The sequence below is a fragment of the Pseudovibrio sp. Tun.PSC04-5.I4 genome (genome assembly GCF_900104145.1).
Taxonomy (GTDB): domain Bacteria; phylum Pseudomonadota; class Alphaproteobacteria; order Rhizobiales; family Stappiaceae; genus Pseudovibrio.
The window spans coordinates 4,312,110-4,323,922 of record NZ_FNLB01000006.1 but is presented as its reverse complement, the minus strand read 5'-3'; the positions used below and the strand labels follow the sequence as shown (position 1 = coordinate 4,323,922).

Sequence of the window (11,813 nt, the reverse complement as noted above, 5' to 3'; positions counted from 1 at the left end):
AAAGAGAATGCATGCGGAATTGAAGATTTGCAGCGAGAGAGAACCCGCGAACGCAGCGTTATCGCCAGAAAGCAGGATTAAACAGCACAAGCACTGTAAACAGCTCAAGTCTTCCCAGTAACATTGCTCCAGACAAAACTATCTTCGCACTGCTTGGAAGGTCAGCAAAGTTGCCAACTGGCCCAATAATGTCACCCAATCCAGGACCCACGTTTGAGATTGCTGTAGTTGCTGCGCTCATCGCCGTCACAAGGTCCAATCCAAGGCCACCAAGGATGACCGTAATGATGCCCACCGTCGCCATGTAAACGACGAGAAAGGCAAGGACGGAAAACGCAAGATCTGGCGTGATTTTCGTGTCGCCATAGCGAACCGGCACAACCTGGTCTGGCCGGATCATCTTGTTCATATAAGCACGCACTGTGCCGAAAAAGACGATGAAGCGGAAGATCTTAATCCCACCACTGGTAGACCCCGTGCACCCACCAATAAAGGTCAGCATCAGGAAGAACCCCATCATCGGCGGGCCCCACGCTGTGTAATCACCCAGCCCATAGCCTGTTGTTGTAATGATGGAAATCACCACAAATGAGGCTTCCACAACAGCACGCCCAAACGGAAATTTATTCTCGACCCCAAGATACAGCGCAGTCACACTGGAAAGAACGATGATCAGGTATAGGAATACGCGCGCTTGAGGATCTTCCAACAAGGCTTTCGGGTTCTTTGTCAACGCCTTGATAAGCACCACAAACGGCAAGCCAGATGCCAGCATAAAAACAACAGCCACCCACTGCGCAGCAACGCTGTCGAAATAAGCAAAGGACGCATCGTGTGTTGAGAACCCACCGGAAGACAGAGTTGTCATCGCATGATTGAGTGCATCAAACGGCGTCATGCCTGCAAAAATGTAAAGGACGGTACAAGCCAAGGTAAGGAGTATATAGATACCGCCAATAAGGCGTGTCAGATCTGTTGCACGTGCCACGATCTTCTCACCGCGATCTGAGCTTTCAGTCCGGAACAATTGCATTCCACCAATGCGCAGCAATGGCATCAGCAGGATAGCCATCACAATAATTCCAACTCCGCCAATCCATTGTGTCAAAGATCGCCAGAACAGCAAACCGGGTGGCATGCCATCAAGGCCGATAAGTACAGTTGAGCCTGTTGTCGTGAATCCAGAAACGCTCTCAAAAAACGCATCCTCAAAGCCAATACCAAGGCTCAGGAATGGCAGTGCCCCACAGATGGGCATAGCGATCCACGAGGCCGTTGTAAGCAGAAACGCTTGGCGGATACTCAGATGCGTCAGTTTATAATTATTAGTAGAAACAGCCAGCAGAAGCCCAAACAAGCCGACAAACAAAGCGGAAAGTGTAAACGCGAGCCAATCCGGGTTGCTGAAATAAACATCCAGCAGCGCAGGCGCAAGCATAAGCAATGCAAGCCCGACCAGAAAATATCCAAGCACCCGTAAAACGGGACCCACCAACGCCATAGCTTCTCTCATTTCAGAAAGCAGTGCCGCGATCAACGAAACACCAGCAAGCTTTAATCTCAAATCCTACAGAGTCTCGGTTAAGCTTCTCAGCGAAGGAGGACCTTCCATTTCTGATGATGAAATATGAGGTTACTGGGAAGTGAAAATCTAAGGCAACTCAAACAGGCCTTCAGTGCAAGGCCGCGCGGGTCGCTTATTTACGCCATAAGTATGACATGTCCAAGTTTTTTCTTTGTCGACAAACCTAGCTCTGCAAATTTATCCCTGCATATTTATTGAGTGAGACTTAGAATTTTTTATCAAATATTTTACCATCTAGGATGCCTCTAACGCGTTTTAAACTCGGAAAAACACTAGGTTCGAAAGTTCCCACAGTCCTGCGACAATACTACATATACGTCCTTCTACCGCGACAGAATGGAAGCACTCAGGCACCAGCGAGGTCACTCTTTCAGAGAATATAGATCGATAAAATCTTCTTAGACTATTGTTTTAAATAGCGAAAAATGAACTGAAATTTCACTGTAATCACGGGCCGGTCTACTCAACAAAATCAATGAGATAGCATTGATCAAGTCAATTTCACCTATCATCGACAAAATCTATAACGCAATAGACTGTTACGATTTTATTTAAGCTGCAACCTTCTGCAAGTTCTCCCAGAACCCGTAAGCTTCCTTACGTCAGATTAACGAGGAAGCGAACGGAACTGTGGAACAGGGGATAGGTATTTATGATCTAAATTTCTGGTTTGTCAGCCTTTCCAGCGAAGGGTGGATGACCCGGAAGGATACCGCAGCGAGCTTGAAACCGCTGCATCAGTTGCGCCTTATTTCACCTCGTCACAGCGATTTCACATTCGGATACCAAGGCATCACAAGATGCTGAACCGAATTCAGTCAATGAGACAAAACTCAATTGGTCTCCTATGACTAGAGAGTGAAACCCGCTTCGGGAGACAAACCTCCCAAAGAGCAACAACTGAGAAACAGATATCCTGACGGTTCTGATCACCTCCCAAGCAAACCAAAAATGAAGATCATAAATTGTGAAGTCATCGCCAGCTCCGTCCATTAGACGGACGCCCAATGACTTCTCTGTCCATTCCCCTGTCAGCTTTTATGGAGAGTGGCTGTTATGCTTCAGCAGACAGACAAAAATGAAGAATCCTACAGCGAGCTTCATAAGCCTGCGAGCGAGTTTGAAACTCGCACCGAATATCTGGACCACGAACTCCAGATCATGAAACCACGTATCTGGGGTCTTAACCTTCCAGGTCGTGATTTCCGCTTTGAATGGGAAGATCTTGTACCCGCGATCGCAGGCACAATCGGCATTTCCGTGATGTACTCCGCTGTGATGACCGCTTGGGCTTCTGGCCTGACTGCCAGATGGCCAAACGTAAACCTTGGCGCAGAATGGATCATTGAGGTTGTCCGCATTGAAATGCTGATCCCTGCCCTGATCTTCTGCATCATCGGTTCCGGTTTCCTCAACCCACGTGCCAACCTTGCTGGTAACCATGGCCCAATGATCCCGTTGATCGGCTCCATTGCTCTTGCCGGCGCACATCCGCTCGCACTTGCAATTTTGCTCTGTGTCTTCGGGTTGTTGCTCAGCTACTTCAAAGGCGGTTCCCGTCTTGTGAACCTGACAAGTCAGGGTGTAGCAGGTGGTCTTCTCGTGTTCCTCGGCTTTATGGGAGCAAAAGGGCAGATTACCTCCTTGTTCTCCTGGGCTGAAAGCCTGCAGGGAAAACATGATCTTGCCTCCAGCCTTTCCTACGTGGCTCTTGCAATCTTTGCGATCAACATCGTTCTTTACGCATACCTCGCCAAAATTGGTAAGCGTTGGCTCGCAATTCCGGCCTGTTCAGTAGCTGCTGTTGTTCTGGCTCTGGCTCTCGGCGCTGGCGTTGATCTTCAGTTCACCACTGCTCCTGGCTTGCCAAACATGAACCCTTGGTACTGGTGGGGTTCTACCGAAAGCGGCTGGCAGCTTGGTCTTCCAAACATGGGCCACTTCGTTGCATCTTTGCCTTGGGCTATTCTGGCTGTTGCAATGTGGTCTCCTGATTTCCTTGGTCACCGTATTTTCCAGGAACTCAACTACCCTAAGAACACAAATAAAGTTCTGATGGACGTTGATGACACCATGACATGTTGTTCCCTGCGTCAGTTCACAGGCACACTGTTCGGTGGTGGTAACATCACATCTTCCTGGGGCACATACATGATCCCGGCTGCTATCGCGAAGCGTCCTATCCCAGCTGGTGCTATCGTGCTTGGTGCGCTCTGCATCGTGATTGCTACCCTCGGCTACCCAATGGACGTTGCCGTATGGCAGCCAGTGATGTCTTGTGCATTGCTCGTGGGTGTATTCTTGCCACTGCTTGAAGCTGGTCTTCAGATGGTGAAATCAAGCAACGACACCAACTCTGCTGGTATCTGTATCTTTGCTGCAATCGTGACCAACCCTGTTCTGGCATGGGCATTGACCATGTTCCTCGACAACAATGGCCTGATTGGTGACAAAGAGCGCGCACAACGCTTGAGCTTCACAGACCGCATTATCATTCCAGCTGGTGCAGTAATTGTCTGTACTCTGGCAATGGCTGCTGTTGGCATGTTGCCTGGTATTCCAGCTCTTCTGTAAGCTGAAAAAACACTGAGTCTCAAAGGCGCGTCAGGTTTCTGATGCGCCTTTTTTTATGCACAACCAATGCAACACCACGCCAGCGCCAAAAATCGCAGGTCAGGAACGCCCGACACGAATAACACGCGACAGGCAAGAACCCCTTTGAAAATACAGTATGTATACTTACTGCACTGATATCTCATCATAAATCAGGATATGCAAAAACTCGCAGGGCACAACCCATTACCTCAAATGCTCAATTTCATTCAATAACTAAAAGCTGTAATAGATTGCATCTATAACGCGATAGACTCTGACAATTTCAACCTCTTCAGCAATCAGAGCAAACTCACCCTAAGGATGCAGGCACACCTTCCACTCGCCTGCTTTTCCAAATGACCTAGGGGTTTGCCTATGCTCAAAATACCAAGCTTTATGCTTAAAGACGCGATTGTAGCCAAACCTGGCTTCAATCGCTGGCTCGTTCCACCTGCTTCAATCGCAATCCACCTGTGCATCGGCTCTGCATATGCATGGAGTATCTACAATCCAGCACTCATTCGAGAAATTGGCGGCATCGCACCAGCCGCACAAGATTGGTCCCTCAGTTCAGTTGTCTGGGTCTTCTCAGTCGCCATTCTCTTCCTAGGCCTGTCAGCAGCGCTCGCTGGTAAATGGCTTGAAAAAGTTGGCCCACGTTGTGTCGGCACCACTGCAGCGTTCTGTTGGGGTGGCGGTTATATCATCGGCTCCATCGGCATCATGACACACCAGCTCTGGCTGCTGTATCTGGGTTATGGCGTTATTGGCGGCTGCGGGCTGGGGCTCGGCTACGTCTCACCGGTTTCAACCTTGATCCGTTGGTATCCAGATCGCCGCGGTCTGGCAACCGGTATGGCGATCATGGGTTTTGGCGGCGGCGCTATTATTGCTGTTCCGCTCAAAAGCTGGCTCCTCAACCTCTTCGCCAAAGCTCCGGATTATCTTGGTCCTCTTGCTGACGTTCAAACAACTGTCGAAAGCGGCGTTCGTTACGTTCAAGTTGCTGGTCAGAAACTGGAAGCCATTGTCGTTAGCGCATCACAGGCAGAAGCTGCCTTTGAGGGTGCAAAAGCTGGCGTATATGTTGCCGGCACTGGCAACACCGGCGCTGCATCAACATTCCTCACACTCGGCATTGTCTACTTCTTCGTGATGATCCTTGCCTCCTTCGCCTACCGCATTCCTGCACCGGGCTGGAAACCAGAAGGCTGGGAACCACCAAAAGAAGATCCAGCAAAAGAAGGTCTCATCACACGCCATCACGTTCACATTGATACAGCTCTGCGCACCCCACAGTTCTATCAGCTCTGGATTGTCCTGTGCTTCAATGTGACAGCAGGCATCGGCGTGATCTCTGTCTCCAAAACCATGATCTACGAAATCTTTGGCGCTGGTATGCCAAGCGTTGTAGATGGAGCCTTCACTGCGACTTACGTTTTGATGATCTCTGTCTTCAACGCAATGGGACGCCTCGGCTGGTCAACTCTGTCTGACTACATTGGCCGCAAAAACACCTACACCGTCTTCTTTGTTCTGGGATGTGCCCTTTACCTCTCCATTCCGATTGTCGCAGCGCAGGCAGCAGCGAGCCCATCCCTCATGTGGCTGGTGATGTTCTACGCAGCAACAATGACCATCTTCACCATGTACGGCGGTGGTTTTGCAACAATCCCAGCGTATCTGGCAGATATCTTCGGAACCAAGTTTGTCGGCGGCATCCACGGCCGGTTGCTCACCGCATGGTCTGCAGCAGGCGTGGCTGGTCCATTCCTCATCACCTTCTTGCGGGAGCGATCCGTCAACGACAAAATCTACGAGCTGACTGAAAAAGTAGATCCTGCCGTATTCCTGCAAACCTTTGGCGAGGGGAAAGAAAAACTCGCTGAGCTCATCGCAGCAAAATCCATCTCTGTTTCAAGACTGATGGAAGTTGCTCCGGAAGGAACGATTGACCCGACCCCGAGCCTTTACAACACAACAATGTATGTGATGGCAGCTCTTCTGGTTGCAGCTTTAGTAGCCAATCTGTTCATGCGGCCAGTAAACGCCAAATACCACATGGTGGAAGGTGCATTGGGCGAAGGCGATGCTCCAAAACCAGCTGAAGTTGGCAAGCAGGCAGCTGCTCCAATGCCCGCTGAATAAAGCGTCCTTACGAAAAGTGGGTGAAAGGCAAGCTGCCTAAATCCTCCATACCTGAACAAGAAAGCCCGCATCAAATGCGGGCTTTTTCTTTAACTGGCCTATAAACTCAACCCCTAATGCTTTTCCGGGATCAACGGTTTTTTATATTGCCCGGCACATTCCGTAAGCGAGGTAATGATGGCAGGCTCCAGCTCTCGCTTCGTCATCACCATCCCAATTTGGTGCGACACGACAGGCTTAACCAGCGGCACCGACACGACCCCCGGCCCAAGTGACAAAGCAGAAAGCTCAGGCAAAATCGCGCAATAGCCCGCGCAGATAAAACCGCCAAGAGACGAGATTGTTTCTGCCTCAATCTCAGGGTCCAGCTCCACTCCAAGAAACCGAAGCGTGCTATCCACCATCTGACGGTTTTGCATGTTTAGTGCCAAAGCAACCATTGGTCCAGCGCCGAACGCATCTTCCCATTCCAGTTCATCCCGGTTTTGCAAGGCATGCCCCACTGGCATGAACAAACGGTAGCTCTCCTCATAAAGAGAAAAGCTCCGATGCTTCTTTGCATCACTAAACTGCGTGTAAGTGATCCCCGCATCAATCCGGTAATCTTCCAAAGCCTGATGAACCTCGTCATGGCTCATCAACTGAATTGTTGCATGCGCCAAAGGGTACTTCTTTTTCAAGTCCAGCAGAAGCGGGGCAACGGCAGCAACAGCAGATGGAATTACACCTATATTGACCTTGCCGAACACCTCGGTACTTTTGCCGGAAACCTCATTGCGCAAGCTGTTGCAGTCGGCCAGCACCCTCTTGGCCCAGACAAGGATGCGCTCACCCTCGGCAGTCAGACCATGAAACTTCTTACCGCGCTCAATAATCGGCGCACCCAACTCAATTTCAAGCTGACGAATCCGACCAGAAAGCGTTGGCTGTGTCACATTGCAAGCTGCCGCAGCACGGGTAAAGTGCCGTTCCTCTGCCAAAACCACCAGGTACTGTAATTGCCGGATATCCAAGAAACTTCACCTCTAAATACGCTTATCGAAAGGCTCTATAACACAATAGAGGTTCCAGATCAGACGGGGGCGGACACTAACATTTGTTTTGATAAAATGAAGCAAAACAAAACATCTGCGTGAATACACCACAGGATTTTGGATGATACCTTTACACAGGCGCATTCCACCACTTCATGAGATAGCCACATTACTCTTCTTTTGTGTCGCCTAACAAAGCCGCTTTCTGCGAAGGCAAAAGGGGTTCGTAGAAAGACGAAAAACCAAGTGTTGTGCGCAAAAGAGACCTCATATCCTCATGATAAAAGCCATTTCTCGTCCAATACTTTTATCACTAACCATCGCATTTTTAATGCTCTCGGTCGTTTTTCTAGCCTATCTGATGTTACCCTATAACCTCCCCGGCTCAGCCAATCTAACAAAAGTAAAGCAAGAGCGCCTCCCAGCATTGCAGGCAAAGCTCACGTTCAAAAACCAAAAACTTGGGAACCCGGTCTTTCTACGTGTACTGAAGCAGGAGAAACGCATCGAAGTCTGGATGAAATCAGGCGAGACCTACTCACCCTACAAAGACTTTGAGATCTGCAAATATTCTGGAGACCTAGGCCCTAAGCTGAAGGAAGGTGACGGCCAATCACCAGAGGGATTTTACAATGTTTCAGAACAGCAGCTGAACCCCAACAGCCGCTATCACCTCTCCTTCAATCTAGGCTTCCCAAATGCCTTCGATAGGTCACAAGGCCGAACAGGCTCCTACCTCATGGTGCACGGCAATTGTGTATCCATTGGCTGCTATGCGATGACAAATACAGGTATTGAAGAGATCTATCTGTTGATGGAAGCAGCGCTACAAAACGGGCAACAGCAAATTCCAGTCCACATATTCCCATTCGCTATGACACCAGAAAACATGCAGCGCCACGCCTCATCTAACTGGATGAATTTCTGGCAAAACCTCAAACAAGGCTACGACCTGTTTGAACGAACCAAAACACCACCAACGACCAAGGCATATCAAGGGCATTATGAGTTTTCCATATAGATCTGGGTAATGGTCTCCCCTACCAGTCGACTCTCGGAGATACTCTACAATCCAGTAATTGCGATAGCTGAAGCCAATAGATATTCTGTGCAGATATCGACTATCTAAAACTGTGCAATGAGGCCATATGATCATATGTAATGGGACACCCAAAACAGGCACTCATTTACTCACCAAACTTCTCAAGAATGCCAAATTGCAACAACTTGATGGATCACTCATATATCGGGATCCATCAATCAAAATGCGACAAAAGGGCGAAAACCCTCCATCTCTTGAGGGCCTTCTTTCAAAAGACGACAACATATTCACGCATGCGCACGTCACATGCGATGATTATTCAAGAAACGTTTTTTCAAAACTCAAGCATGTCTTTATTATAAGAAACCCACGAAACGTGGCAATAAGCTGGCTTAGACAAAGAGTTACTCAATCCAGTAACATTAATTTATGCGCTGAATGTCTTGTGGATTTGATATCAAGGGGCATTTTCGGTCAAAGTATTCCTGAACATTACAGAAAATATATTGACTGGATACATCATGGCAACACGTGCGTTGTTCACTATGAAAATCTTCTAGATCTCTCTAGCAAGGAATACCAAAAAATATACAGTTACTTGCAGATAGATACCCGCACTCACAATACATTTACTCTCGGGAATAGCGTAACGTGGACAGGAAAACCCAGCGATTGGACCCAGTCTTCACTATGGACTGCGGAAGTTGAAACTGCTTGGAAAAATGCAGGAGGAGAAAGTCTCGAAGAATCACTAGGATACAACATGAATCATGCTTGATAGAATAGTAAAGAGGCTACGGCTGCCCTAGAAATCCAATAGATAAAATACCAATGTTTGCAAAATTATATTATGCAACTAACATAATGAATTGTGGTTTAACTCCAAATAATCAGTTGGGGTAGATATGAAATTTATCCAGAAATTACCAGGATATAAACGCTTAAAGCTAAGCAACAATACTAGTAATAACACCAGCAATAACAAGATTAAAAGAAAATATTCAAAAGTATTACTGGCTGAAAATTTTCACCTTAATACCCGAAATTTCGGTTCACTCTTAAAATTTATGAATACGACTGAGGCTGAAATAACTATTGGAATCGAGCTAGGAACCACAGCGTCTCAGCTTATGATAGCCAATGGAAATTACGGCCCACATCAAGATATTCTTTCAGCTCAGTTGGAAACACTGAATGAGTTGACTTCGGATGACGTAAATTCATTCCAATACAGGGGTTTCAACCTATGGAATCTGGCCTACCCGGAGGTTCTAGTTAGTTTACTGCACGAGAAGATTTTCCAGAGTTATGAGATTGCCGACAATTACAAATCAATAATTCCAGAACTATTCCAAAACCACAAGAGCCAGATTCTATCTTGCTTTGCTGCAGCAATTTATTGGATCGACTACTGGCAGTCGATCAAAGGCGTTCATAAATACCATACAGCTATCGTCTTTTCCGGCGCCCACATCTACGCCGCAACCCTATTGAGAATACTAAGAGAAACACAAGTTCGCTGCTTCGTTTGCGAAAGCTTTATGACCGGAAATCACTATCTTCTGGAGCATAGATACACCCCACTCCCGAATGCTTCCAATGCTCTTAGAGAGCTATCGCAAATACACGAAACACAGAAAATCAGCTACACTGATATTATCAAAGCACACAACCACTTCACGACAGCCAAAAACAAGAATGTAGTTCAACCACCCGATAAAACTCTGCCAATCTCAGCAGGTAACAATGAGGTGTGTCTGATCATTGGACAGGTCATCAATGATTACTCGATCATCACCGGGGCTGGGTCGCTTAAGAACACAATCCCAACCTATGAGAAACTCTTGGGAGGATTACTCAAGGATCCAGATCGCGTCGTTATTTTCAAAGCTCATCCTTGGGAAGGCAAACGACAGATTAGTGGGAGAAACTTCACTTTTGAATATCTACAGGAATTCATTAAAGGGCTGCCACTGTCTCAGCAAAAGCGCGTCCTCTTGGTCGACAACTGGAATTTAAATCAACTCCTAAGAGTATCTGATCGTGTCTTCACACTATGTTCTCAAGCAGGCATTGATGCCGCCAGAGCTGGGTTCAAACCCTATATCATCGGCGGGAGCTTCTACGGAAATTGCGGGTTCACGAACGATTTTGATGATGTAACAGCTTTACTTCATGAGCTGGAGAACAACTCCACCTCAAATCTATTGAACCTAAGCGAATACAAGACCTTCGAGCGACATATGGCCGGTCTATTTAAGTACAAACTTGTTGCTGCGAGCTCTGCCGAAGATAAAAAGTTAAACGGATTGTTTTCAACGCCGCAAACTATCTCTCATCAAAAGGTTCTGGACGAGGAATTTTCTGCAACACCCGATTTTGAGTGCGTGTCATGAAGATAAATTTTGTAACCTCAAAAAACATGAACAGCAAAATTTTTGCTGACATATTTAGAAGATTTTCCAACCACCCCAGCTTTGACATTCTCGTTTCAGAAACAGCGAAGCAGCATTGGAACATCTATCATTACCATCGCCCTCAATATGAAAAACGCCTCAAATTCCCCAGTGTTGCGACGGTGCACCACGACCTCCATGACAATGACCCTTTCCTCTCAATTGAGAAATTTGAACCACGTTACCGAGAAGCCAGCAGAGTAATTTGTTTGAATTCTGTGCAAGCAAACCAATTACATGCCCTTGGTATACAACACACCGCAATCATTCCTCATGGATATGATCAAAACCTGTTCCAAAAACGACCACTCAAAAGATACAGTAGGAACAGAAAAGTAAAATTCGGTGTGGTTTCAAAGCGATATGATCGCAGAATTAAGGGAGAAGCCCTGCTCTATGAACTCTCTCAGGTGCTGTCACCACATCAAGTAGAGTTTGTACTCGTAGGAGAAGGCAGGTCTTTAGACGCCGCTATGCTGGAGCCGATAGGGTTTTCCTGCACCACTTTTGAAGCCTTGCCCTATCGTTTATTCCCTCAGGTGTATGAGGAGATTGATTTCCTACTCATATTGAGTTCCGCAGAAGGTGGTCCTGCTAATCTTCCTGAAGCTTTGGCAAGTGGCACACCGGTTATCACAACCCCAATCGGAATGGCACATGACCTGATAACACCAAACATCAACGGCCTGTTTTTAACAGGGAATGCAAAAGAGGATGCCCGGATTTTCGATCAGCTACTCAGCAATCACGATGATATTTTTGATCAACTCATGACTGGCGCTCATGAAGACCAAAGTGCAATCACTTGGGAGGAAGTTCTAGGTCGACATCAAAAAATTTATACGGACATTCTTGAAAGAAAGCCGCTTTCAGAGACAAGACAAGAGCTCGTCACAGCCTAGAAGGTGCAGCCCACACAACAAGCGCAACGCACCATGCTGCGATTCTATAAT

At 47.3% G+C, this 11,813-nt stretch carries 7 protein-coding genes; 5 read left to right on the top strand and 2 right to left on the bottom strand.

Annotated elements, in window-relative coordinates:
• Window positions 1–58: 58 nt before the first annotated feature.
• Window positions 59–1,474 (bottom strand): TrkH family potassium uptake protein, encoded by a 1,416-nt coding sequence (locus tag BLS62_RS25235; protein ID WP_093189611.1) that lies wholly within the window; start codon window positions 1,472–1,474, stop codon window positions 59–61.
• Between the two features lie 1,167 nt (window positions 1,475–2,641).
• On the opposite strand from BLS62_RS25235, the gene BLS62_RS25230 reads away from it, so the two are divergent.
• The gene (locus BLS62_RS25230; RefSeq protein ID WP_093187759.1) at window positions 2,642–4,159 is read left to right on the top strand and encodes a DUF3360 family protein; all 1,518 of its coding nucleotides are present in this window, start codon (window positions 2,642–2,644) and stop codon (window positions 4,157–4,159) included.
• Between the two features lie 396 nt (window positions 4,160–4,555).
• Window positions 4,556–6,328 carry an OFA family MFS transporter gene (locus BLS62_RS25225; RefSeq protein WP_093187757.1) on the top strand — a complete coding sequence of 591 codons (1,773 nt, stop codon included), beginning with the start codon at window positions 4,556–4,558 and terminating at the stop codon, window positions 6,326–6,328.
• 113 nt (window positions 6,329–6,441) lie between these two features.
• Here the strand turns inward: BLS62_RS25225 and BLS62_RS25220 are convergent, their stop codons facing one another.
• A complete protein-coding gene (locus BLS62_RS25220; RefSeq protein WP_093187755.1) occupies window positions 6,442–7,341 on the bottom strand; it encodes a LysR family transcriptional regulator in 900 nt (299 codons plus the stop codon).
• Window positions 7,342–7,639: 298 nt separating this feature from the next.
• On the opposite strand from BLS62_RS25220, the gene BLS62_RS25215 reads away from it, so the two are divergent.
• From BLS62_RS25215 to BLS62_RS25200, 3 genes are all read left to right on the top strand, one after another.
• Window positions 7,640–8,383 (top strand): L,D-transpeptidase family protein, encoded by a 744-nt coding sequence (locus BLS62_RS25215; protein WP_200798571.1) that lies wholly within the window; start codon window positions 7,640–7,642, stop codon window positions 8,381–8,383.
• Between the two features lie 926 nt (window positions 8,384–9,309).
• Window positions 9,310–10,800: a capsular polysaccharide export protein, LipB/KpsS family gene (locus BLS62_RS25205; protein WP_093187750.1), complete on the top strand. Its 1,491-nt coding sequence runs from the start codon at window positions 9,310–9,312 to the stop codon at window positions 10,798–10,800.
• Window positions 10,797–11,762 carry a glycosyltransferase family 4 protein gene (locus tag BLS62_RS25200; protein ID WP_093187748.1) on the top strand — a complete coding sequence of 322 codons (966 nt, stop codon included), beginning with the start codon at window positions 10,797–10,799 and terminating at the stop codon, window positions 11,760–11,762. Before BLS62_RS25205 ends, BLS62_RS25200 begins: the two co-directional genes overlap by 4 nt.
• Window positions 11,763–11,813: the final 51 nt, after the last annotated feature.